The sequence below is a fragment of the Pseudomonas sp. MPB26 genome (assembly GCF_046605355.1).
Taxonomy (GTDB): domain Bacteria; phylum Pseudomonadota; class Gammaproteobacteria; order Pseudomonadales; family Pseudomonadaceae; genus Aquipseudomonas; species Aquipseudomonas cedrina.
Genome location: NZ_CP176793.1, coordinates 51126 through 75015, shown reverse-complemented (window position 1 = coordinate 75015; position 23890 = coordinate 51126). Strand labels below are relative to the sequence as shown.

General features: G+C 61.8%; 22 protein-coding genes. 7 read left to right on the top strand and 15 right to left on the bottom strand.

Annotated elements, in window-relative coordinates; translation table 11 throughout:
* The first annotated feature begins 30 nt into the window (after positions 1 to 30).
* Positions 31 to 660, top strand: coding sequence for a DNA-3-methyladenine glycosylase I (locus ACLH0H_RS00330; RefSeq protein ID WP_411380518.1), 630 nt, complete (start codon positions 31 to 33; stop codon positions 658 to 660).
* Positions 661 to 1001: 341 nt separating this feature from the next.
* Here ACLH0H_RS00330 and ACLH0H_RS00325 read toward each other — a convergent pair whose 3' ends face one another.
* From ACLH0H_RS00325 to ACLH0H_RS00315, 3 genes are all read right to left on the bottom strand, one after another.
* Entirely contained in the window at positions 1002 to 1403 is a 402-nt protein-coding gene (locus ACLH0H_RS00325; RefSeq protein ID WP_411380517.1) for a cupin domain-containing protein, read from the bottom strand.
* Between the two features lie 96 nt (positions 1404 to 1499).
* The gene (locus tag ACLH0H_RS00320; protein ID WP_411380516.1) at positions 1500 to 1781 is read right to left on the bottom strand and encodes a putative quinol monooxygenase; all 282 of its coding nucleotides are present in this window, start codon (positions 1779 to 1781) and stop codon (positions 1500 to 1502) included.
* Positions 1782 to 1865: 84 nt separating this feature from the next.
* The gene (locus ACLH0H_RS00315; protein WP_411380515.1) at positions 1866 to 3299 is read right to left on the bottom strand and encodes a PLP-dependent aminotransferase family protein; all 1434 of its coding nucleotides are present in this window, start codon (positions 3297 to 3299) and stop codon (positions 1866 to 1868) included.
* A 154-nt stretch (positions 3300 to 3453) separates the two neighbouring features.
* Between ACLH0H_RS00315 and ACLH0H_RS00310 the strand changes: the two genes are divergently transcribed.
* A complete protein-coding gene (locus ACLH0H_RS00310; protein WP_411380514.1) occupies positions 3454 to 3897 on the top strand; it encodes a carboxymuconolactone decarboxylase family protein in 444 nt (147 codons plus the stop codon).
* Between the two features lie 116 nt (positions 3898 to 4013).
* On the opposite strand, the gene ACLH0H_RS00305 is transcribed toward ACLH0H_RS00310, so the two are convergent.
* The 4 genes from ACLH0H_RS00305 to ACLH0H_RS00290 all read right to left on the bottom strand — a co-directional run bounded on the left by ACLH0H_RS00305 (position 4014) and on the right by ACLH0H_RS00290 (position 7598).
* Positions 4014 to 4781 carry an SDR family oxidoreductase gene (locus tag ACLH0H_RS00305; protein WP_122488127.1) on the bottom strand — a complete coding sequence of 256 codons (768 nt, stop codon included), beginning with the start codon at positions 4779 to 4781 and terminating at the stop codon, positions 4014 to 4016.
* A gap of 18 nt (positions 4782 to 4799) precedes the next feature.
* Positions 4800 to 5867 (bottom strand): phosphotransferase family protein, encoded by a 1068-nt coding sequence (locus ACLH0H_RS00300; protein WP_411380513.1) that lies wholly within the window; start codon positions 5865 to 5867, stop codon positions 4800 to 4802.
* Between the two features lie 129 nt (positions 5868 to 5996).
* Positions 5997 to 6950, bottom strand: coding sequence for a 2-hydroxyacid dehydrogenase (locus ACLH0H_RS00295; RefSeq protein ID WP_411380512.1), 954 nt, complete (start codon positions 6948 to 6950; stop codon positions 5997 to 5999).
* A 123-nt stretch (positions 6951 to 7073) separates the two neighbouring features.
* Positions 7074 to 7598 (bottom strand): cysteine hydrolase family protein, encoded by a 525-nt coding sequence (locus ACLH0H_RS00290; protein WP_411380511.1) that lies wholly within the window; start codon positions 7596 to 7598, stop codon positions 7074 to 7076.
* 397 nt (positions 7599 to 7995) lie between these two features.
* Between ACLH0H_RS00290 and ACLH0H_RS00285 the strand changes: the two genes are divergently transcribed.
* Complete coding sequence (locus tag ACLH0H_RS00285; protein WP_411380510.1) at positions 7996 to 9273, top strand: serine/threonine transporter; 1278 nt, start codon at positions 7996 to 7998, stop codon at positions 9271 to 9273.
* Positions 9274 to 9488: 215 nt separating this feature from the next.
* Here ACLH0H_RS00285 and acnB read toward each other — a convergent pair whose 3' ends face one another.
* Complete coding sequence (gene acnB, locus ACLH0H_RS00280; RefSeq protein WP_411382474.1) at positions 9489 to 12098, bottom strand: bifunctional aconitate hydratase 2/2-methylisocitrate dehydratase; 2610 nt, start codon at positions 12096 to 12098, stop codon at positions 9489 to 9491.
* Positions 12099 to 12494: 396 nt separating this feature from the next.
* Here acnB and ACLH0H_RS00275 point away from each other — a divergent pair, with 396 nt between their 5' ends.
* On the top strand, positions 12495 to 12968 hold the full coding sequence (locus ACLH0H_RS00275; protein WP_186688897.1) for a DUF1289 domain-containing protein: 474 nt from the start codon (positions 12495 to 12497) through the stop codon (positions 12966 to 12968).
* A gap of 131 nt (positions 12969 to 13099) precedes the next feature.
* On the opposite strand, the gene ACLH0H_RS00270 is transcribed toward ACLH0H_RS00275, so the two are convergent.
* Positions 13100 to 13963: a universal stress protein gene (locus tag ACLH0H_RS00270; protein ID WP_411380509.1), complete on the bottom strand. Its 864-nt coding sequence runs from the start codon at positions 13961 to 13963 to the stop codon at positions 13100 to 13102.
* A 150-nt stretch (positions 13964 to 14113) separates the two neighbouring features.
* On the opposite strand from ACLH0H_RS00270, the gene ACLH0H_RS00265 reads away from it, so the two are divergent.
* Positions 14114 to 14716, top strand: a complete 603-nt coding sequence (locus tag ACLH0H_RS00265) for a tRNA-(ms[2]io[6]A)-hydroxylase (RefSeq protein WP_411380508.1) — start codon at positions 14114 to 14116, stop codon at positions 14714 to 14716.
* On the opposite strand, the gene ACLH0H_RS00260 is transcribed toward ACLH0H_RS00265, so the two are convergent.
* Complete coding sequence (locus ACLH0H_RS00260) at positions 14672 to 15871, bottom strand: MFS transporter (protein WP_411380507.1); 1200 nt, start codon at positions 15869 to 15871, stop codon at positions 14672 to 14674. The two genes, ACLH0H_RS00265 and ACLH0H_RS00260, sit on opposite strands and share 45 nt — an antisense overlap.
* A gap of 157 nt (positions 15872 to 16028) precedes the next feature.
* Between ACLH0H_RS00260 and ACLH0H_RS00255 the strand changes: the two genes are divergently transcribed.
* Complete coding sequence (locus ACLH0H_RS00255; RefSeq protein WP_411380506.1) at positions 16029 to 16736, top strand: winged helix-turn-helix domain-containing protein; 708 nt, start codon at positions 16029 to 16031, stop codon at positions 16734 to 16736.
* A complete protein-coding gene (locus ACLH0H_RS00250; protein WP_411380505.1) occupies positions 16737 to 18014 on the top strand; it encodes an ATP-binding protein in 1278 nt (425 codons plus the stop codon).
* A gap of 150 nt (positions 18015 to 18164) precedes the next feature.
* On the opposite strand, the gene ACLH0H_RS00245 is transcribed toward ACLH0H_RS00250, so the two are convergent.
* The 5 genes from ACLH0H_RS00245 to ACLH0H_RS00225 all read right to left on the bottom strand — a co-directional run bounded on the left by ACLH0H_RS00245 (position 18165) and on the right by ACLH0H_RS00225 (position 23807).
* Positions 18165 to 18956, bottom strand: a complete 792-nt coding sequence (locus ACLH0H_RS00245) for a MipA/OmpV family protein (RefSeq protein ID WP_411380504.1) — start codon at positions 18954 to 18956, stop codon at positions 18165 to 18167.
* 16 nt (positions 18957 to 18972) lie between these two features.
* Positions 18973 to 20787 (bottom strand): serine hydrolase domain-containing protein, encoded by a 1815-nt coding sequence (locus ACLH0H_RS00240; protein ID WP_411380503.1) that lies wholly within the window; start codon positions 20785 to 20787, stop codon positions 18973 to 18975.
* Positions 20788 to 21170: 383 nt separating this feature from the next.
* Positions 21171 to 22319, bottom strand: coding sequence for a class C beta-lactamase (gene ampC, locus ACLH0H_RS00235; RefSeq protein WP_411380502.1), 1149 nt, complete (start codon positions 22317 to 22319; stop codon positions 21171 to 21173).
* A gap of 61 nt (positions 22320 to 22380) precedes the next feature.
* A complete protein-coding gene (gene yghX / locus ACLH0H_RS00230) occupies positions 22381 to 23268 on the bottom strand; it encodes a YghX family hydrolase (protein WP_411380501.1) in 888 nt (295 codons plus the stop codon).
* 44 nt (positions 23269 to 23312) lie between these two features.
* Positions 23313 to 23807, bottom strand: coding sequence for a PaaI family thioesterase (locus tag ACLH0H_RS00225; RefSeq protein ID WP_411380500.1), 495 nt, complete (start codon positions 23805 to 23807; stop codon positions 23313 to 23315).
* Positions 23808 to 23890: the final 83 nt, after the last annotated feature.

The following is a 23890-nucleotide window of genomic DNA, read 5'->3' as shown; positions in this document are numbered from 1 at the left end:
TCATCCACCGCTCGGCTCATGAGGTGATGGATGGACAAACCAGGACTGACCACCGACGAAACCGGGCAGGCCCACTGCACCTGGCGCACGGCCGCGCCGGAATATCCGCGCTACCACGACCATGAGTGGGGCGTGCCGGTGGCGGGTGACAGTGCGCTGTACGAGAAGATTTGCCTGGAGGGCTTCCAGGCGGGCATGGCCTGGATCACCATTTTGCGTAAGCGTGAGCAGTTCCGCGCGGCGTTTGACGGGTTTGATTTTCGCCGGGTGGCGCAGTACGGCGAGGCGGATATCGCGCGGTTGATGCAGGACCCGGGCATCGTGCGTAATCGGGCGAAGATCGTGTCGACCATTAACAATGCGCGCAGGGCCTGTGAGCTGGTGGAGGCGACGGGTTCGCTGGCGCGTTGGCTATGGGCATTCGAGCCCGGCGATGAGGAGCGCCCTGCGGTGGTGGACTTGGCTTACTGGACGGCAAACCCCACGTCGCCGGCGTCGGTGCGTTTATCCAAGGCGCTGAAGAAGCGCGGCTGGACGTTCGTGGGGCCGACCACGATGTATGCGCTGATGCAGGCGGTGGGGATGGTCAATGATCATCTGGAAGGCTGCGCGTGTCGGCCACGGATTGAAGCGCTGCGTCGCCAGTTCATACGCCCGTGAGTTCCTGGCTGTATGCGATTCAAACTGTTGGAGCTGGCTTGCCTGCGATGGCCATAGGTATCTACACAAGGTTCAAAGGCTTACAAATCTCCCTGTAGTGAGCGGGCTTGCCCCGCGCTGGGTGGCGAAGCCGCCCCAATAAAGACACCGCGCAGTTTCAGATAAACCCAATTCGCCTGGTTTGGGGCTGCTTCGCAGCCCAGCGCGGGGCAAGCCCGCTCACTACAAAGATGTGTAGATACCTATGCTGCGATGGCGGCGGTTCAGCCAACACAACTGTGCCTGGAACACCGCCATCGCAGGCAAGCCAGCTCCCACATGGGCATCGCTGGTGTGGCGGGTTATTCTGGCAATGGCGTTAGCACCTCGGCTTTGTCATCCAGCACCATCACCACCAACAATCTGGCCGGTTTCGTCCGGCTGGCATTGCTCGACTCAAAATGCCGCGAGCCCGCCGGTTCATAGAACGATTCACCCACCTTGTAGGTTTTCGCCTTTTCATCATTCACCCGCGAAGTGACCGCGCCCTCCAGTACATAGGCCACGGCGGTGCCGGTGTGGCTGTGGGGTACGGTAGCCTGCCCCGGGGCGTAGCCGACGGTGAGCAGGATGGTTTTCTTGCCGGGCACATTGGTTAACGCGTGTTCTTGCAAGACCTTGATCGACTCCTGGTGGTAAACCGGTTCGTGGGCAAAGGCGCTGAGCGAGGCAAGGATCAGGGCAGCAGCAAGCAGTGATTTCATGGCAAGGTTTCCAAGTGGTTCGAGACCACTTCACCCTACGCCGCGCGGCCTGGGGGACCAATGACCAATGGCGGCGAAGTCCGGTAGACCAATAGCTCAATGGTCGAAAGTCAAACAGCGCGCCAGATGCTCGCCAGTCAGTTCGATATAGCCTTGCAGGGCGGGTAGCCTGAAGTGTGCGTTGAGCTGTTCGGCGCAGACCCATCGGCCGCTGACGGTCCACAGGTCGAGGTTGGCCGGGTCACGCTGCACCGTGTAATCCAGGCAGCCGGGGGCGCTGCGTATGGCTTGGGCGATCTGCTGCAGGCGCTCGCCCAGTTGCGTTGAGCGCCCGGCGGTCGCGTGGACATGGACGGTGTTGAAGGCACAGGCTGGCATGGCGATGGTCTCCGGGTCAGGTGTCAGTGCACAGCCTAGAACCTCGTGGCGACAGGACCAATGACCAATCCGGCGCAAAGTCCGCTAGCCAATCTGCTTGAGGATATCGCGGACCTTGTCCAGCGCCGGGTCGATATCCAGGGTTTCGATGGCGCCAAAGCCGACGATCAGGCCCGGACGTACCGGGGCGTCGTGGAAAAACACATCCAGGGGATACAAGCCCACTTCGACCTGGCGCGCCAGCTGCATCAGCAGCGGGATGTCCACCGGCACTTTGCACAGCGCCGCCATATGGAACCCGGCCACGGTAGGCACGGCTTCGAACCAGGGCGACAGATCCCCCGCCAGGCGCTGCAGGATTCGCTCGCGACGCCCGGCATACACCGCGTGACAGCGGCGGATATGCTTGAGCAGGTAGCCTTCACTGATGAATTTGGCCAAGGCCCATTGCGGCAGCGTCGAGCTGTGCTGGTCGGTGAGTTGCTTGGCCTTGAGCACCGCGCCATGAATCGCCGGCGGCAGCACCGCATAACCCAGGCGCAGCTCCGGCAGCAAGGTTTTGGAAAAGGTCCCGACGTAGGTCACCACGCCACGGTTGTCCATGCTTTGCAGGGAGTCGGTAGGCCGCCCTTCGTAGCGGAATTCGCTGTCGTAATCGTCCTCGATAATGATCGCGCCCAGCGCGAACGCGCGCGCCAGCAAGGCTTCACGGCGCGCCGGGCTCATGGGCATGCCGAGGGGGAATTGATGGGAGGGCGTCACGTAGATCAGCCGGGTGCCGTCGGGAATCCGGTCGACCTGGATGCCTTGGTCATCCACCGGCACGCTGGCGACGCGGGCCCCCATCGCCATGAATAACTGGCGGGCGGGGCTGTAGCCTGGGTCTTCCATGGCCACCATGCTGCCCGGCTCCAGCACCACGCGGGCGATCAGGTCCAGCGCCTGCTGAGCGCCGTTGGTGACGATGATGTCGCTGTCGCGGCATTTGACGCCGCGCGAGAACGCGATATGCCCGGCGATTGCACTGCGCAACGCCGGCAAGCCTTCGGGCTGGCTGTAGAACCCGCTGTTCTGGGCAATGCGGCGCAGCGCGTCCTGGGTGCAGCGCCGCCATTCGTCCTGGGGGAACTGGTTGCGGCTGGTGGCGCCGCCGATAAATTCATAGCGCAGCGTGCCGTCGCGGGTGGGGTGGCGCATGGGCGAGGGCAGCGCTTGCCACTTCGCCAGTTGGGCGGCGCAGGCCAGGTCGGTGGCGGTTTGCAGGTGCTCGCTCTGTGGCGTGCCAGCGTTGACGAAGGTGCCACGCCCGGTCTTGCCGATCAGCAGGCCTTCATAGGTGAGGGTGGAGTAAGTGTCGGACACGGTCTTGCGCGACACGCCCAATTGTTCGGCGAGCAGGCGGCTGGGCGGCAGTTGCGCGCCGGCGGCCAGGCGCCCGGAACCAATGGCTTCACGCAGCTGTTGGTACAGCTGTTCGGCCAGGTCCTTGCGGCCATTGATCACCACGTGCAATTCCATGTTGTATTCCAGGCATTGAGTCTGCGCCAAGATTACGCGCGTGCGTGGCAGGCGCAAAATGGTCTGCGCACAAACCGCCCGATTGGCTATAGGGCTTATGCCTGGCGGGCCCTAGGCTGGACTTTCATTGGACCCGCCGTCAGAGAACTGCCCCATGGAATCGCGCCTGGATTACTACACCGCCTCGCCGCAAGCGCTCAAGGGCATGCTGATGCTGGAGGCGACGACCTTTGGCTTGTCCATCGAGAAACCCTTGCTGGAGCTGATCAAGATTCGTGTGTCGCAGCTCAATCACTGCGGTTTCTGCACCGATATGCACTCGATGGCGGCGCGTCAGCGCGGTGAAACCGAGCGACGCTTGTTCGCGTTGTGCGTTTGGCGTGATTCGCCGTTCTTCACGGCGCGGGAGAAAGCCGCGCTGGCCTGGAGCGAGTCGGTCGCGACACTGCCGAGCTCGACGGTATCGGATGAGTTGTACGCGGCGGCGCGCGTGGAATTCAGCGAGCAGGAACTGGTGGACCTGACCATGGCGGTGTCCAGCATCAGTGGCTGGAACCGCCTGGCGGTAAGCTTTCGGCAACAGCCGCCGAATGCGTAGGAGCGAGCTTGCTCGCGAAAAGCCTCAACGATAACGCGTGCATCCAGGATGAATGCGGTGTCCTTGAGTGCTTCGCGAGCAAGCTCGCTCCTACAGGGCTGGCGTCGTTTGAGAGGTCAGGACAGAAAGCCACCGTCCACATTCAACGACACACCGGTGGTGTAGCTGGAGGCATCGCTGGCCAGGAACAGCACCGCGCCGGCCATTTCGCTTGGGTCCGCCACGCGCTTGAGCGGGATTTGCGCCAGGGCCATTTTCAGGATCGCGTCGTTCTTCACCAACGCCGAGGCGAACTTGGTATCGGTCAGGCCCGGCAACAGGGCGTTGCAGCGAATGCCGAACTCGGCGCACTCCTTGGCGAACACCTTGGTCATGTTGATCACCGCGGCCTTGGTGACCGAGTAGATGCCCTGGAACACACCCGGCGATATCCCGTTGATCGAGGCCACGTTGATGATGCTGCCGCCGCCGTTTTCGCGCATCAGTTTGCCGGCTTCCACCGACATGAAGAAATAGCCGCGGATGTTCACGTCCACGGTTTTCTGGAAGGCGCCCAGATCGGTATCCAGTACGTTGCAGAACTGTGGGTTGGTCGCGGCGTTGTTGACCAGGATATCCAGGCGGCCGAATTGTTCGCGGATACCGGCGAACACCTGGGTAATCTGCTCCATTTCACCGATATGGCACGCCACGGCCGTGGCCTTGCCGCCGTCGGCGATGATCGCATCGGCCACATGCTGGCAGCCTTCCAGCTTGCGGCTGGACACGATCACGTGGGCGCCTTGCTGGGCCAGCAACTTGGCGATGGCCTCGCCGATGCCACGGCTGGCGCCGGACACGAATGCGATCTTGCCATCGAGGTCGAACAGGTGGGTCTTGGACATGGGGGTTCCTTATTGTGATCAGAGCGCCGATTTGCCGATGACGGTCAGGCTCATCTGCTCCAGCAGCTTGTTCATGTGAATGAACTGCGCAAAGCGTTTGTCCTGGGTCTGGCCATGAAAGAAGCGGTAATAGATCTGCTGCACGATGCCGGCCAGGCGGAACAGGCCGTAGGTGTAGTAGAAGTCGAAATTGTCGATCTGAAGGCCCGAGCGCTCGGCGTAATAGTCGACGAACTCGCGGCGGGTCAGCATGCCGGGGGCGTTGCTCGGCTGGCGGCGCATCAGTTGCACCGGCGCAGGGTCACCGGCTTCGATCCAGTAGGCAAGGGTGTTGCCCAGGTCCATCAGCGGATCACCGAGGGTGGTGAGCTCCCAGTCCAGCACGCCGATGATCTGCATCGGGTTGTGCGGGTCGAGGATCACGTTATCGAAGCGGTAGTCGTTGTGCACGATGCTGGAGGTGGGATGATCGGCCGGCATCTTGTCGTTGAGCCAGGCGCGCACGGCTTCCCAGCTCGGTGCATCGGGGGTCAGGGCTTTTTCATAGCGGTCGCTCCAGCCACGGATCTGACGCGCCACATAACCTTCAGGCTTGCCCAGGTCCGCCAGGCCACAGGCGGTGTAATCCACCTGGTGCAGTTCGACGAACTTGTCGATAAAGCTTTTGCACAAGGCTTCGGTCTTGCTGACGTCCAGGTCCAGCTGTGCCGGCAGGTCAGAGCGCAGGATGATGCCATTGACGCGCTCCATCACATAGAACTCGGCGCCGATCACCGACTCATCGGTGCAATGCACATACGCCTTGGGGCAGTACGGAAAGCCGTCTTTGAGCTGGTTGAGGATACGGAATTCGCGGCCCATGTCGTGGGCGGATTTGGCCTTGTGGCCAAAGGGCGGGCGGCGCAGCACGAATTCCTGGCCCGGATATTCCAGCAGGTAGGTCAGGTTGGACGCGCCGCCGGGGAACTGGCTGATGGTGGGCGTGCCGCTCAGGCCGGGGATATGGGCCTTGAGGTAAGGATCGATCAGGCCGGCATCAAGTTCTTCGCCTGGGCGAATCTGGGTCGATTGGTCGTTCAGCGCCATGCTTATCCCTTCTGCTTATTCTAGAGGCCTTGGACTATTTCCTAATCTAATGCGCGCAACCGCCCAGCGACAAGGTCGGGGCGGCTTAATAGGTTAGCGTGTTGCAGGATGATCAGCGTGCCTGATCGGTCATTTATTGGGCGCGGGCAAGGCCACCGGCGTGAGCACCGAACGCCCGGCGAAGTATTCCACCAGGTTGTCGGCCACGCGCTGCACGGTGTCATGGGCGGCTTCCGGCGACAGACCCGCCACGTGGGAGGTGAGCACCGTATTGGCGAGCGTCTTGAGCGCGTCGGGCACCTTGGGCTCATCGTCGAACACATCCAACGCGGCGCCACCGATGCGGCGTTGCTCCAGGGCCGCGACCAGGTCGGCGGTGACCACCACGCTGCCACGGCCGATGTTGACCAGGTAGCCATTGGGTCCGAGGGCATCCAGGGCGTGGCGGTCGATCAGGTGCCGGGTGCCGCCGCCGCCGGGCGTGGCCAGGACCAGGAAGTCCGAGGTGCGCGCCAGTTCCACGGCGCTGGCGCAATAGGTGTAGTCGACGTCATCGCGCGGCTGGCGGTTGTGATAACTCACCTGCATGCCGAACCCCAGCGACGCGCGCTTGGCGATCTCCAGGCCCACCGCACCGAGCCCGAGAATGCCCAGTTGCTTGCCGCCCAGGGAAGGGCGCATCACCTTCGGCCATTCGCCGCGGCGCACGGCGGCGTCCGTTTGCGGGATGCCGCGTACCAGCGCCAGCAGCAACGCCATGGCATGGTCGGCCACCGACGGCGCATTCACACCCGCGCCGTTGGTGACGACAATCCCGCGATTGCTGGCGGCCTGCAGGTCCACGTGTTCGTAGCCGGCACCGATCACGCAGATGATTTCCAGCAGTGGCAGGGCGGCAATTTCCTCGGCGTACAAGCCCAGCGGGCCGCGGGTCAGCACCGCCTTGATCTGGCCGCCGTGGGCCTTGATGGCGGCGGTGCGTTCGGCGGGCGTCGGCGCCAGGATCACATGAAAGTCGTTGCTCTCGATGATGGGCAGGTATTCGTTGATGGTTTCTACCAGGACCAGAACGGTGGCGGTCATCGGAAGGCTCTTCCTGAAGGGTTTGAGTGGGTCAGTATGCGGGATTTGTAAGGCAAGGCGTTTTGTCGGGGTAGAAAAAATACTGCAGGAACGAGCAAATTCGTTCCTGCAGTCGCCGCGCTGTCAGAACAAAACTTCGGCTGCTTTCACCCGCTTTACGAAGGCCCCTGTCAGGGTTGCATTGTGATGTTCGATAATCGCCTCGGCCTTGAGTGCCGGCGTGTCCATGCAAGTATGAGCGTCCTGCGGCAATACCACTGAAAAGCCCAGTTCCACCGCCACACGGCATGTGGTGTCGATGCAGAACTGGGTTTTCATGCCCACGATCACCAGCTCATCGACGTGCGCCGCTTTCAGATGCTGCTCCAGACCCGTGCCCAGGAAGCAGCTGGGGCGGCTCTTGTTGAACAGATGATCGCGGGACGCGTCTACGTCCAGCGCATGCCACGGTTGCCAGAGGGGGCTGCCGGCTTCAATCGGCGAACCTGCCGGGCCGGTGTGACAGGCCACGTAGATCGGCTTGCCTGCGCGGCGTGTGCGCTGGATCAGCTGGTTGATGGTGTGCAGCACGCGTTCGCGTTCGAAGGGTTTTTCCGGACCATCGTATAAACCGGTCTGCATGTCGATGATCAGCAGGGCGTCAGCCATGGTGTTGCTCCTTGTGATTGCCGAATGGCGGAGCAATAAAAAGGCCCCGTCCATTGCTGGCGGGGCCTTGGGTTGAATCCGTGGAGTGTCTAGCTCAGGCACCCACAGCCACCGCACGGCCCGCCGGAAGCGGTCGTGGTGGTGGTACGGGTGAGGTTCAGCGCAATAAAATTCATGGGCCGATCATGCTGGCGTGGGCGAGGCGCTGTCAACCGGCAATGCCCCGGGTAGCGGCGCGTTGCTCCCAATTCTGGCCGCTGCACCGGCCCACCGTTGCTCAGCTAAGTCTTTGCTTATTCGAAAGAATCCCGGACAATCCGGCCCCTTCTATGGTTGGGGCGCTGCCTGTCAGGTTTTCTGACACGTCCCGGCCATGTCAATGCGGAGATCCGACCGGATGAATGATCAGGCCAATAGCGTCGACGAACGCTATGAGACGACACCTGCAACCCTCACAACCTGGAGCCGTCAGGACACCACCTGGATGCTTGGCCTGTTCGGCACCGCCATTGGCGCCGGCACGCTGTTCTTGCCGATCAACGCGGGCCTGGGCGGCTTCTGGCCGCTGGTGATCCTGGCACTGCTGGCCTTCCCGATGACGTTCTTCGCCCACCGTGGCCTGACCCGTTTCGTCCTGTCCGGGCGTGAAGGCTCCGACATCACCGATGTGGTTGAAGAGCACTTCGGCATCAAGGCCGGTGCGCTGATCACGTTGCTGTACTTTTTTGCGATCTTCCCGATCCTGCTGATCTACAGCGTGGCGTTGACCAACACCGTAGGCAGTTTCATGGAGCACCAGTTGCACATCCTGCCGCCGCCACGGGCGATCCTGTCGTTCTTGCTGATCCTCGGCCTGCTGGCCGTGGTGCGTTGCGGTGAACAGGTGATCGTCAAGGCCATGAGCCTGATGGTGTATCCGTTTATCGTCGCCTTGCTGTTCCTGGCGGTGTATCTGGTCCCGCATTGGAATGGCGGCATCCTCAGCACTGCCAGCGTGGTCCCGGCACCCTCCACATTGCTCAATACCCTGTGGTTGGCGATTCCGGTAATGGTGTTTTCGTTCAACCATTCGCCGATCATCTCGGCTTTTGCGGTGGACCAGAAGCGCCAGTACGGTGCCCGCGCCGATGAACGCAGCTCGCAGATCCTGTTCCGCGCACATCTGTTGATGGTGGCGATGGTGCTGTTTTTCGTGTTCAGCTGTGTGTTGACCCTGTCGCCGGCGCAGTTGGCCGAAGCGAAAGCGCAGAACCTGTCGATCCTGTCCTACCTGGCCAACCACTTCAACAACCCGACCATCGCGTTTGCCGCGCCGCTGATCGCGTTCGTGGCGATCGCCAAGTCCTTTCTGGGCCACTACATCGGCGCCAGCGAAGGCCTCCAGGGCCTGGTGCTGAAGACCGGCCGCCGTCCGAGCGCCAAGAACCTGAACCGCATGACGGCCGCCTTCATGCTGGTGGTGTGCTGGATCGTTGCCACATTGAATCCAAGCATTCTGGGGATGATCGAGACCTTGGGCGGGCCGATCATCGCCTCGATCCTGTTCCTGATGCCGATGTACGCGATCCGCAAGGTGCCGGCCATGGCCAAATACCGTGGGCAGGCGTCGAATGTGTTTGTCACGGCGGTGGGGTTGGTGGCGATTACGGCGTTGGTGTATTCGTTTATCGCTTGAGGCTCACGCGGTCTATATGACTGAACAGGGCTGAAACTGTGGGAGCTGGCTTGCCTGCGATGGCGGTGTATCAATGTCAGATGGGCTGACTGAGACATCGCTATCGCAGGCAAGCCAGCTCCCACATTTGTTTCGGGTTGTCATTAATACTGTTCCAGGCATAAAAAAACGCCGCGTACCTTGCGATACGCGGCGCCTTTCACATCAATACATCCTTAGGCTTGAATCACCGGGATGTTGGCGCTTGCTGCGATCTTGCGGAACTCGGCGATCTGGTCGAAGTTCAGGTAGCGGTAGACGTCACTGGCCATGGTGTCCAGTTTCGCCGCGTAGCCCATGTATTCCTCGACGGTCGGCAGGCGACCCAGGGTCGAAGCCACTGCCGCCAGCTCGGCCGAAGCCAGGTAGACGTTAGCGCCGTCACCCAGGCGGTTCGGGAAGTTACGGGTCGACGTGGATACCACGGTCGAGTTCGGCTCGACACGTGCCTGGTTACCCATGCACAGCGAGCAGCCCGGCATTTCCATGCGCGCGCCGGCCTTGCCGTAGATGCCGTAGTAGCCTTCTTCGGTCAACTGGTGAGCGTCCATCTTGGTCGGCGGCGACAGCCACAGGCGAGTTGGCAACTGCCCCTTGACCTGCTCCAGCAACTTGCCGGCAGCGCGGAAGTGGCCAATGTTGGTCATGCACGAACCGATGAACACTTCGTCGATCTTCTCGCCGGCAACGCTGGACAACAGACGGGCATCGTCCGGGTCGTTCGGCGCGCAGAGGATCGGCTCGTTGATTTCCGACAGGTCGATTTCGATGACTTCGGCGTATTCAGCGTCGGCGTCGGCTTCCATCAGCTCAGGGTTGGCAACCCAGGCTTCCATCGCTTGGGCGCGACGTTCCAGAGTACGTGGGTCACCATAGCCTTCGCCGATCATCCAGCGCAGCAGGGTGATGTTGGAGTTCAGGTACTCGGTGACGGACTCTTTGGACAGCTTGATGGTGCAACCGGCCGCCGAACGTTCGGCCGAGGCGTCGGACAGCTCGAAAGCCTGCTCCAGCGTCAGGTCGTTCAAACCTTCGATTTCCAGGATGCGGCCGGAGAAGGCGTTCTTCTTGCCCTTCTTCTCGACTGTCAGCAGGCCCGACTGGATCGCGTAGTAAGGAATGGCATGAACCAGGTCACGCAGGGTGATGCCAGGTTTCATTTTGCCTTTGAAGCGCACCAGGATCGATTCCGGCATGTCCAGTGGCATCACGCCAGTGGCTGCGGCGAACGCGACCAAGCCAGAACCGGCCGGGAACGAGATGCCCATCGGGAAACGGGTGTGGGAGTCGCCACCGGTACCCACGGTGTCCGGCAGCAGCATGCGGTTCAGCCAGCTGTGGATGATACCGTCGCCTGGACGCAGCGATACACCACCGCGGGTCATGATGAAGTCAGGCAGGGTGTGGTGGGTGGTCACGTCGATCGGCTTTGGATAGGCCGCGGTATGGCAGAAAGACTGCATTACCAGATCGGTTGAGAAGCCCAGGCACGCCAGGTCTTTTAGTTCATCACGGGTCATGGGACCAGTGGTGTCCTGAGAGCCCACGGTGGTCATCTTCGGTTCGCAGTAGGTGCCAGGACGAACGCCTTTGCCTTCCGGCAGGCCGCACGCCTTGCCGACCATTTTCTGCGCCAGGGTGAAGCCTTTGCCGGTGTCGACAGGTGCTTCAGGCAGCTTGAACAGGTCGGTAGGGCCCAGGCCCAGCTCGGCACGGGCCTTGTCGGTCAGGCCGCGACCAATGATCAGCGGGATACGGCCGCCGGCGCGAACTTCGTCCAACAGCACCGGGGTTTTCATTTCGAAGGTGGTGATGACTTCGTCGGTACCGTGTTTGCAAACCTTGCCGGCATGCGGGTACAGGTCGATCACGTCGCCCATGTTCATGTTGGAAACATCGAACTCGATTGGCAGTGCGCCGGCATCTTCCATGGTGTTGTAGAAGATGGGAGCGATCTTGCTGCCGAAGCAGAAGCCGCCGGCGCGCTTGTTCGGTACGTAAGGAACGTCGTCGCCGAAGAACCACAGCACGGAGTTGGTCGCGGATTTACGCGAGGAACCGGTACCAACCACGTCACCGACGTAGGCGATCGGGAAGCCTTGGCCGCGCATCTCTTCGATCTGCTTCATCGGGCCGGTCTTGCCTTGCTCGTCCGGTACGATGCCTTCACGCGCCATTTTCAGCATGGCCAAGGCGTGCAGCGGGATGTCAGGACGGGACCAGGCATCCGGCGCGGGGGACAGGTCGTCGGTGTTGGTTTCGCCGGTGACCTTGAATACGCGCAGGCTGATCTTGTCGGCCAGGGTAGGGCGGTTGCTGAACCACTCGCCGTCAGCCCAGGACTGGATCACGGCCTTGGCGTGTACGTTGCCGTTGCGGGCTTTTTCAGCCACGTCATGGAACGCATCAAACATCAGCAGGGTGTGCTTGAGCTGGGCGGCAGCGACAGGTGCCAGTTCGGTGTCGTCCAGCAGCTCGACCAGGGTCACGATGTTGTAGCCGCCTTGCATGGTGCCAAGCAGTTCAACGGCGCGTTTCTTGTCGATCAGGGGGGAAGTGGCTTCACCCTTGGCCAGGGCGGAGAGGAAACCGGCCTTGACGTAGGCAGCTTCGTCAACGCCTGGTGGAATGCGGTTGGTGATCAGGTCAACGAGGAATTCTTCTTCGCCAGCCGGGGGATTTTTCAGCAGCTCGACCAGGCCTGCGGTTTGTTCGGCGTTAAGCGGCTGGGGAACGATACCCAGGGCGGCACGCTCTTCGATATGTTTGCGGTAGGCTTCAAGCACAGTTATTACCCTCATCAGTGGTCCCACGGGACGCTCATCCAGAAATGACCTGCACGCGTGCGCTCGGGGGCTTTTTGGGCCGCAAAGCCAGCGCTGCCGGCATCTCTCACAGAAGCTGCTTTCAAAGTTTTACGCCTGCAGAACGGAGCTGATGAGGGTTGGCGAGGGCATGACCTACCGAGTCATTGACCATCGCCAACACCGTTCTGAAGGAACGACTGTGCTCGTGACGCTTTGAAAACAGCTTCCAGCGGATTATTGGCGCCTTACAAGGCCGGGTGATTCTACGGCAAAAAAATGCTAAAGGTAAGTTGCCCCGCCAAGTTTGCAGGGTGATGAAGGTTAGACAAAGGGCTAACATGGCGCAGTGTTTCGCTGATCTGCGTGTCGTTGCCCATGTCCCACCAAACCATCAAGACCCCTTGCGTCGGCCTGTGCTCCACGGTTTACGGCGATCTCGTGTGCCGTGGCTGCAAGCGCTTCCACCATGAAGTGATCCAGTGGAACGGCTATAACGAAGAAGAAAAACGCGCGGTCTGGCTGCGGCTGGAGCAACTGCTGGTGCAGGTGATGGTCGCCAAGCTGGAAGTGTTCGACCCCAAGACCCTGCGCGGTCAACTGGAGCAACGCAAGATCCGCTTTGTGCCGCATCAGTCCGAGTACTGCTGGGCCTACCAGTTGATCGCCCGGGGCGCGCGGGTGATTTCCAACCTGGAGGCGTATGGCATGGTGCTGCTGCCGGAGTTTCGCGACTGGGCCTTGCCGGAACTGCGGGATGCCATCGACCGCGAGTTCTTTATCCTCTCCGAAGCGCATTACCAGCGCTATATCGCCCCAGGTTTCCTGAAGGATGCATTTTCCCAGGAATAACACATAACCCAATGTGGGAGCGGGCTTGCTCGCGAATGCGGTGTATCAGCCAATTATGTATTTACTGACACACCGTATTCGCGAGCAAGCCCGCTCCCACATTTTTGATCTGCGTGGTCCGGAACATCGAATCAGGCCTTGGTCGCCAGCTCCTCCAGGTGATCCATCAACGTTTGTGGCTTGAGCACCAGCACATCACTCTCCACGGCATCCAGTATCACCTCCGCCGTATTCCCGATCAGCGCCCCCGAGAGCCCGGTGCGCGCCACGGTGCCGATGATGGTCACCGCCGCCTGCCACTTGTGCGCTGCAAAGGGAATCAACACATCCGCAGGCCCTTCCTCGATATGCAGGTGCGAGTCGTCCACATCAAATTCTGCTTGAAACGCCTTGCACTGCTCGCGGTAACGCGCCTGGATGGTTTCCCTGAGCTGGAACGTCGGATCCGCCGCCGACAACATGGGCGACGGATGGGCGCTGATCACATGCAACTGCGCCTTGGCCAGGCCGGCGATTTCAAAGCCGTGGTCGATGATCGTGTTGTGCAGTTGCTGATGTTCTGGATCGGTGTTACCCACATCAATCGCCGCCAGGATGATGCTATCCGTCCACGACCTCGCCGTCTTGACCAGCAACACCGCGCACGGGCAATAACGCAGCAGTTTCCAGTCCGCAGGCGTCAGCAGGGCTTTTTTCAGCGAGCTGTCGGGGAAATGCTGCTTGATCACCAGCCCGCACCCTTCGGCCTGCTGCACGTCGATGATGGTTTCGTGCAGGCTGGTGTTCCACGCCTGCTCAGTGCTGACGCTGTAACCGTCTTCCTGCAAGCCCGATTTGAGCAGGCTCAACAGCGCTGAATGCTCATGCTGTTTGTCGCAGACCAGCAAATGCAGGTGCGCGCCGGTGACGCCGGCGATCAGCTTGGCACGCTTGAGGGCCAGGCTTTCCGAATGTTCGGGCTCGATGACCACCAGGATGCTGCGGATAGCTTGCATGGTCGGGATCTCCAGGAAGGGGCATAGGCAACAACTATAGTTGCTCTGGGGCAGCCGTCATGTTGATGCGCATCAAGGCCGGTGACTGGTGGTCTGCGGCGCGGTCGGTATAATCGGCGCCCTTTTGTGATGCTTTTGCCCGTGAGCCCGATGAACCTGCCAGAAATCCACGAATTCCTCGGTTGCCGCACCCCTGATGCCTGGGTCCAGACCGCGCTGGCCGATCAGGACACCCTGCTGATCGACCACAAGAACTGCGAATTCAAGGCCGCCAGCACCGCCCTGAGCCTGATCGCCAAGTACCACGGCCATGTTGACCTGATCAGCATGATGTCGCGCCTGGCCCGCGAAGAGCTGGTGCACCATGAGCAAGTCATGCGCCTGATCAAGAAGCGCAAGGTGGAGCTGCGCCAGTTGCATGCCGGGCGTTATGCCTCCGGTTTGCGCAAGGTCGTGCGCAGTCACGAGCCGGTCAAGCTGGTGGACACGTTGGTGGTGGGCGCCTTTATCGAAGCGCGCAGTTGCGAGCGTTTCGAGGCATTGGTGCCGCATTTGGACGAAGAACTCGGCAAGTTTTACTTCGGCCTGTTGAAAAGCGAGGCGCGGCACTTCCAGGGTTACCTGAAGCTGGCGTACCAGTACGGCGACGCCAAGGACATCGCCCAGGTCATCGAGCGGGTGAGGGCGGCCGAGCAGGCACTGATCGAATCACCCGACGTCGAGTTCCGCTTTCACAGTGGCGTGCCAGCCTGAGGCCACGGCCACGCCGATCAATGCGCTGACCCCGGTCAGCAGCAGGATCACTGTCTGGGTACTCAAAGGCGCGGCCAGCACCGCAATCGCGAGGCCGGCCAAGGGTTGCGCCAGGTTGTTGAGCAGCGTGATGACGCCTACCGTTTTGCCGAAATCCTGCGCGGGGATAACCCGCTGACGCGTGCTGCGCATGTACACGTTGAACATCTTGTCGAAGCCGGTGACCAGCAGGAAGCCCAGGCTATAGGCCCACAGGTCGGGACTGAATGCCATGACCAGTGCCCCGACGCCGATCATCGAATACGACAGCCCGCCCAGCACTTTCAACGCCAGGGTGGCGCGTGCCAGGTAAAACAGGATGGCGATCGTCACCCCCGCGCCGGCCGCCTGCAACAGCGCGTAGGCATCTTTACCGGCGGCGAATTGCCCCGTGACCAGCGCTGCCGATGTGGCCAGTGTCACGCCGACGATCAGGTTCACGCCGACCGCCAGGGCAATGATGCGCTTCAGTTCCGGTAGGGTGCGAATATGCCCGAAGGCGATACGCAGCGGCTGCAGCCAGATACCCGCGTGCTGATCGACGCGCTCCAGGTTCACCGTGGTGTTGCGCTGCCAGATCAGCATCGCCAGGTCGGCCAGCACAAACAGCCCGGCGATCCCCAACACCACCCAATGCCAGGCCCACACCTCCAGCATCAAGGTCGCGATAAGCGGGCCGAGCACCAGGCCGCTCTGGTCGGCAATCTGAGAATAGGAGAGGGTCTTGGCGTAGGTGTATTGCTCGAAGACCCGCGGCATCAGCACTTCCCGCGCCATGATGCCCTGGGTGGTCAGTACCCCGCACAGCGCCGAGAGCAGCACGATCCAGTGAATACCGCCGAACACCCCGTACAAGGCGACCGCCAGCACACAGGCCAGCGCCCGATAAACCTGGCTGATGTGCAGGATGCGCGCCGGTGCGAACCTGTCGCACAATGCGCCGCACACCGGGAATGCCAGGTAACGTGGCAGCGATTCGACAAAGAACGCCAGCCCGGCCCAGGCGACGCTCTGGGTGGTCTGGAACACAATCAACGGCACGATAAACAGCAGAATCTGGTCGGCGAGTCGCGACAGGAACAGTGATACAAAGAACGCCAGGTAATCCTTGCGCATACAACTCCCTGTGGGTGGCGTTAAAGAGTGCAGGTTATTTGTTAAAAGCTGTTAAAAGCATGAAGCTTCATCGGCCAATGCTGGCCAGCTGCTCTGGTCGCCCAGCTTGCCACCTATAATGCCTGCTTTTCAATCCGCGTCGGCACACTGAGAACTTATGGAAAACCTGGGGCTGGGCAAGGTCTTGCTCGTTGAAGACGACGAAAAACTGGCTGGGCTGATCGCGCATTTCCTGTCGCAGCATGGTTTCGAGGTGCGCGTGGAGCACCGCGGCGACGACGCCCTGGCGGCGTTCCTGGACTTCAAGCCGAAGATCGTCGTGCTCGACCTGATGTTGCCCGGTCAGAGCGGCCTGCACGTGTGCCGCGGGATCCGTGCGGTGTCCGACACGCCTATCGTGATCCTGACGGCCAAGGAAGACGATCTGGACCATATCCTTGGCCTGGAGTCCGGTGCCGACGACTACGTGATCAAGCCGATCAAGCCTCCTGTGCTGCTGGCGCGCCTGCGTGCCCTGCAACGGCGGCAGGCGCCGGAGCCCACGGTGCGCGGAGCCCTGGCATTCGGGTGCTTGTCCATCGACCGCAGTTGCCGGGTGGTCAGCCTGGGCGACGACAAGATCGACCTCACCACCATGGAGTTCGAGCTGCTGTGGCTGCTGGCCAGCAATTCGGGCACGATCCTGTCCCGCGATGACATCCTCAACCGTATGCGCGGCATTGCCTTCGATGGCCTCAACCGCAGCGTCGATGTGTACATCAGCAAACTGCGCGGCAAACTCAACGACAACCCGCGCGAGCCGGTGTGCATCAAGACCATCTGGGGCAAGGGCTACCTGTTCAACCCGTTCGCGTGGGAGGTCTAGATGCTGCGGCTGTATATCCGCCTGTACATCATCCTGGCGCTGGGCCTGGCGGGGGCGATCTGGCTGGTCAACTACACCTACGACGAGCTGCTGCCTGAAGCCAATGAAACCTATAACCGCGAAGCCATGCGTGGCCCGGCCTATGGTTTGGTCGAGCAGTTGCGACCGCTGCCGGCGAGTGCCCGCGAGGCCCGGGTGCGCGAGCTGCAGCCCTATTACGGCCTGCGCCTGGACCTGGTGCAGCGCGATGAACTGGGGTTGAGCCAACGCGAGCGGCAATTGCTCGCGGACGGGGAGTTGGTGGTACGTGGCGATTTTATGGAGTTCATCGCCACCATCGACGGCGGCCCGCAACTGCTCAATATCAAGCTGCCCGAAGAGCCCAAATGGCTGTACTTGTGGGCCTACGGCCTGCTGGGATTGAGCCTGGCGATCGTGCTGTATTTCTGGGTGCGTCCGCACTGGCGCGACCTGGAACACATTCGCCTGGCGGCACAACGCTTTGGCAACAACGACCTCAGCTCACGCATCCTGTTGCCAAGGCGCTCCACCGTGCGCGCGTTGGCCGGGCATTTCAACCAAATGGCTGAGCGCATCGAAAGCCTGATCGCCAACCAGCGCGACTTGACCAACGCCGTGTCCCATGAGCTGCGCACGCCGATTGCGCGCCTGTCGTTCGAGCTTGACCAGCTCAAGCAGCAGAGCGAGCCGCGCCAGCGCAGTGAATTGATCGCGGACATGTATGCCGACCTCGGCGAGCTGGAAGAAATGGTCTCCGAGCTGCTCACCTACGCCAGCCTGGAGCGTGGCGCCACCCAGGTCACCCGCGAGCGCATCGAGGCCCACAGTTGGCTCGACAGTGTGATCGGCAGCGTGGCGCTGGAGGCTGAGGCCGCCGGCATCCAACTATCGTTGCGCACCTGTGAGGTGGATTTTATCGAGATCGAACCGCGCTTCATGGCGCGTGCGGTGATCAACCTTCTGCGCAACGCGATCCGCTACGCCGAGCGCCGCGTGGAAGTCTCGCTGGTCAAGTTCGGCAGCGGCTACGAAGTGCGGGTGTGCGACGACGGCCCCGGCGTGCCGGAGGAGGGCCGGTCGAGGATCTTCCAGCCTTTCATGCGCCTGGACGCCAGCCGCGACCGTCGCACCGGCGGCTTCGGCCTGGGCCTGGCGCTGGTGCAGCGGGTGTCGCAGTGGCACGGCGGCCAGGTGCAAGTGCTGGATTCAGAGTGGGGCGGGGCGTCGTTTCGGATGACATGGGCGTATGCCGACTAACAACCCCGTAGTGAGCGGGCTCGCCCCGCGCCGCGCCGCGAAGCGGCCCCAATCGGGACGCTGCGGTGCGTCATTTGAAGCTGCGGCGACTGGTTTGGGGCGGCTTCGCCACCCAGCGCGGGGCGAGCCCGCTCACTACAAGTACAGCGCTTAGAAGGTGTATTCGATCGCGCCCATTACCGACGTCTGCAGCCGCCGCTCCACAATCGGACTTTTGCCCGCTTCATCCGCCAGGTACTGCACGTCCAGCAAGGTCGAGAACCGGGTGTGCTCGCTGATCGGCAAGCTCCACACCAGGTTCATGCCATTGCTGATATTGCCCGCACCCGCCTTGTAGGCCTGGAAACGGCTGCGCGCGGCCTGGCCAGTGGTCACGCCGTACCAGGTCTGCAGGTAGTTGCGGTCGCCAAAATGGCTGCTGAGGCTGGCATCGACGGAGCCGTAGCGGCCTTCGTACAGCTGGGTGCCAAGGCTCAGTTCCAGGTGGGTAAACGCCTTGCCGCTGTCCTTTTGATCTTCTTCTTGGAGAGCGTGCTCCAGGGTGGCGCCGACCATCATGCGGCCCAGGTTGTAGTGGGCACTGACCCCCAGTTGCGCACGCGATTTGATTTCGCCCATGCCTTTGAGGCGTTTGGAACCCGCGTGCATGGACGTGTTTTTATCCTCGCGCGATTCGCTGGCGCCAACATAGGCGCTGAAGCTCAACGCATTGCCTTCGTAGCCCCAGCCCAGGCCTTTGTCGGTGTCGAGGAAAATCCCCCAGGGGCTGACGACGGCAGCACCGACCACGGGAGTGGTCCTGCGCTCGTCGCTGCCGCTGTAACGCGGCAGGTTGGCCACGCCGGCCTTGAGGCTGTAGGCCCAGTCCTCGGCCATCACGCTATCGACGCCGGTTAGCAAGCACAGGGACGTGAAGGACAGGCAAAGGTGTTTGGCATTCATCAGGGTTTTCATGGGCTCAGAAACTCAAGGAGGGGTGGGTACGTTTGAAGGAGTAGCCCGAAGCGCTCAGGCCGTTGACCTGGCGGCTGACGGTGTCGCCCAGGCCGTAGCCGGTGCCGGCGAGCACCGCATGGGCGTTGTCCACGGGCAGCAGGATGTAGTCGGTCAGCGGCTCGTCGTGCAGTTGGCCGCGAATCACCAGAAAACCTTCTTCCAGGCGCACGCTGATGCCGCTCAACGGCGCATCGGGTTCGTGGGTATTGAGCACTTGATAGGTGCCGACGGTGTCGGCCCAGGCCAGGGGCAGCGGCGGCGGGTTGATGCGCTCACCGATGGCGACGCGCTGGCCGTGGCTGCGCGCGGTGAGCATCTGTCGGCCTTGCACGGTGATAACGTCGAGCTGCACGCGGCCCAGTTCGCCCAGGTCCTTGAGCCAAAAGCCCAGTACCTTTTTTTGCGCGCGCAGCCAGCCCTGGTCGTCACGCAGCAGCTCGAAGTCATGGCCGGCCAGCTCGCCGTGCAGCCGATGAGCGTCCTCCTTGATCCGAAAGATACCCCAGGCGGTGGCATAGAACCCGGCCAGGCGTTGGCGGTCGATGGCGGCCGGCACCTGGCGCAACTTGAGCCCGTGGCGGGGCGCCTGGCAGTCGTCGCCGCACATCGGCTCGCCGGTTTGCGCCTGGAGCATCAGGCGCAGGGTATCGGTGGCCAGTGTGGCGACCAGGTCTTCGGCATTGCTGTCGTTGGCCATGATGATCACGGCCAACTGCTGGTCTGGCAGCAGGGTCAGTTGCGCGGCAAAATCATCACCACCGCCGCTGTGCTGGAAAGCACGCACCCCAGGGCCCACTGGCTCGTCACCGCAGGGCGCAAGAAACCAGGCCAGCCCGATCTGGCAATCGAAGTCCAGGGCGTTGCCGGTGTTCTGTTGGGTGAACATTTCATCGATGGAGCGGCCGGCCATCACCCGGTTGCCTTTGTAGAGCCCCTTGGCAAAGAGCATCTGCACGTAATGGCCAAGGTCCTTGGGGCTGGCCCACAAGCCGCCGGCGGCGAGGTCACGGACTTGCGCGTCGGTGCTGGCGATACCGTCCTGATAGCCCTGGGCGCGATAGCCTGTCTGTGCAGCGGTCCCGACAAAGCTCGCACGGTCCATTTGCAGCGGTTTTAGCAGGCTGTGCTGCAGTTGGGTTTCAAAATCGTAGCCGCTGCTGCGCTCGATGGCCGCGCCCACCAGCGCGTACCCCAGGTTGGAATAGGCCACCTGCGTGCCAGGCGGTGTGCTCAGCCAGACGCCTGAAAGGCGCATCGGCATCTGCCCCATGGCATAGCGGTTGTGAAGGTCGCGCAGGTGTTCGCTGGGCAGGCCGGATTGGTGGCTGAGCAGGCGACGCAAGGTGATATCGCGGTCGGCGGCCTGCTGGTCGGTGTGGAAGCGCGAGCGCACATGGAATTCGCGCAGGGTCTGCTGGATCGGCGCGTCCAGCGCCAGCCGCTGCTGTTCAACCAGTTGCAGGGCGGCGCTGGTGGTGAGTAGTTTGGAGATCGCGCCGGCCCGGAAGGCAGTGTTCGGCGTCACCGGCAGGCCCTTGGATTTGTCGGCCATGCCGAACCCACGGGCCCAGATCAACTCTTGGCCGTTGATCAGCGCAATCGACAAACCTGAGGTATTGGCCTGGGCCATGTCACGGGGGATGCGATTTTGCAGGTAGCGGATAATCGCGCTGTAGTCGCCCTTGGGGATCGACGGCGGAGCAGGCGGCTGCCCATGGCAGCCGATACTGCCCAATAGGCAACCGAGCAGCGGAATACTGCGCAATGTGCGAAGCATGAAGAGCACCCGGCAGGTGGTTTGGATGCCGGGATGTTAGGGGCGCGGCGCCCGAGGGTCTTTGACAGCTTTGTCGAAAAACTGTCAAAGACTGTTAACGCGCGAGCCCTGGTGGCTCCTGTCAGTGCAATACACGCTGGAGGAACTGCCGAGTCCTATGAGGTCAGCATTGCTTTGTAGAGACAGAGAACGATGACGCCAATGAGCAATGGGGCCTGATAGGGGAGCGGGTTAGCTCGCGCTGTGTCAGTCGCCGCATGCATCCACTGATACTCCGCCTTCGCAGGCAAGCCAGCTCCCACAGTTTGACCGGGGCCGACATAAGGAATCGATCGATTCCACGGTCGCCGCGGGTTTTCCACACTGGGGTTTCGCACCCGGCGTTATCGGCCCATCGCTTCCAGGATCCCATAGGCAGCCTTCACCCGTTCTGCATTCGGGTAGTTCCTGTTCGCCAATATCACCACGCCCATGCCCTTGCTCGGCACATACGCCACATACGCGCCAAACCCATTGGTGGAACCGGTTTTGTTCACCAGTCTATCGGCATCGGGTGCCTGCGGCGGGGTCAGCCAGTTGACCTTGTGCGGCTCGATGGCCATTTGTGGCGAATTGCCGGCCACCAATGCATCAAGCTTGATCGGGTAGGGGTACATCTCCCAACCCAGGCCCTGGGTCATGCCTTCGACGGTGTAGTAACCGGTGTGGGTGGTGGCGATAGCCTTTTGCAGCGCAGGGTCCAGCGTCGCCGGGCGCATGTTTACCTGCACGTAGTGCAACAGGTCCGAAGCGCTGGTCTTGATGCCGTAGGCTTCGCTGTCGAGGGCGCCGGGGCCCACGCGCATGGGATTGCCGTCCTTGCCGTAGCCTTGGGCGTACAGTTTCATCTGGTCATTGGGTACCTTGATGAAGGTGTGCTTAAGGCCCAGTTTCGGCAGCAGGGTGTTCTGCATCAACTGATCGAAAGGCTGCTTCAGGCTTTGCGCCGCCAGGTAGCCGAACAGGCCCAGGCTCGGGTTGGAATACAGGCGGTGGGTGCCTGGGGCGAAGTCGGGTTTCCAGTGCTGGAAGTAGCTGATCATGCGCTGGCTGTTATCGGCCTCACGGGGGAACTGCAGGGGCAGGCCACCGGCGCTGTAGGTGCCCAGGTTGAGCACGCTGATATGCTCGAACGGGCTGCCGCGCAAGGCTGGCAGATACCGGCTGGCCGGGTCGGTGAGGGTCAGGTTGCCGGTTGCCACGGCATACCCGGCAAGGGTGGCGGTGAAGGTTTTGCTCACCGAACCGATCTCGAACAAGGTGTTCTCGCTGACGGGCTGCCGGGTGTCTTTGCTGGCGACACCGTAGCTGAAGTACGCCGTCTTGCCGTCCTTCACGACGCCGACGACAAGGCCGGGAATGGACTGTTGCTGCATCAGTGGCTTGACGCTGGCGTCCACCACCGCCCGCAGGTCTGGCGCGGCCAGGCAGTTGCCGGCCACGAGGCACAACGCCAGTGCGGTTGAATGGCGTGCTACGAACGTTTGGCGCATGGCGGGATTCCGAACAGGGGGCAGCGCATTTATGAACGCCTGCCACGTAGTAAAAACTGCATTACACCAGATACTTGCTGAACCAACCTAATGTCCTTTCCCAAGCCAGATTCGCCGCAGCCTCGTCATAACGCGGTGTCGAGTCGTTATGGAAACCATGGTTGGCGCCCTTGTAGATATAGGCTTCATAGGTCGTGCCCGCCGCCTTCAACGCCGTTTCGTACGCGGGCCAGCCCTCGTTGATACGTGTATCCAGCTCGCCGAAATGCAGCATGATCGGCGCCTTGATCCGTGGTACGTCCTTGGCCTCTGGCTGGCGCCCGTAAAACGATACCGCCGCGCCCAACTCCGGATAAGCCACCGCGGCCGCGTTGGTCACGCCGCCGCCATAACAGAAGCCCGTGATGCCGACCTTGCCGGTGCTGCTGTCGTGGTGCATCAGCCATTCGATGGCGGCGAAGAAGTCGTTCATCAACTTGGTCGGGTCGACGGTCTGTTGCAGCGCCACGCCTTTCTCGTCGTTGCCGGGATAACCGCCGACCGAGCTCAGGCCGTCGGGAGCCAGAGCGATGAAACCAGCCTTGGCCAGGCGTCGGGCGACGTCTTCGATATAAGGGTTCAGGCCACGGTTTTCGTGGACCACCACCACGGCCGGCAATTTGCCTGCAGCCTTGGCCGGACGCACCAGGTAGCCGCGCACGCTCCCGTTGCCTTTGGGTGAGGGGTAGGTGATGTAGTCGGCGACGATATCCGGGTCGGTGAATTTCACCTGTTCGGCCAGGGCATAGTTGGGGCTCAGCGCCGCCAGCAGGGCCGAGGCGGTGAGGCCGCCAAAGGTGAACAGCGCGGCGCGGTCGAGAAACTCGCGGCGGTTGATCTTGCCGTGGGCGTAGCCGTCGTAGAGCTCCAGCAGTTCGGGCGCAAAGTCTTTGGCGGTGAGACGAGTCATCGGTGCAATCCTCGATTGGCGGTGGCAATCAATGTAGACCAGGTTCAGCCCTCGCGGCCATGGGCGGCGGCGGCCAGTTGCGCGGTGTCGACCCGCACGAACACCGAGTCACCGATTGCGGTGAGCACGTCGCCGGCGTATACCTCACAGACCACGCGGCTTTTACGGCCCACGTCGCCTTCGACCCGCGCGCGCAGGGTCAGCGGGATGCCCATGGGGGTGGGCTTGATAAATTTGATGCCCAGGTTGCCGGTGACGCAATCGATACGCGGCAGGCTGCCCGGTTCGCGGTGTTCGGCCTGGTAGTGGTAGGCCATGGCGGTCCAGTTGGAATGGCAGTCCACCAGCATGGCGATCAGGCCGCCATAGACCAGGTCGGGCCAGCCGGTGTAGTGGGGCTCGGGTTGATATTCGGCGATGACGTGGATGCGGTCTTCGTCCCAGCGGCTCTTGATGTGCAGGCCGTATGGGTTGCTGGCGCCGCAGCCGTAGCAGACGCCTTCCGGGGCGGTGATGTCTTGCAGAGACGGGGAATGCATGCAAAGTCCTTATTGTGGTGAGCAGCTACTCTGTTTAGCAGGACAGGCGCCTGATGGGAATACATGCATTTGTTTGGAGAACG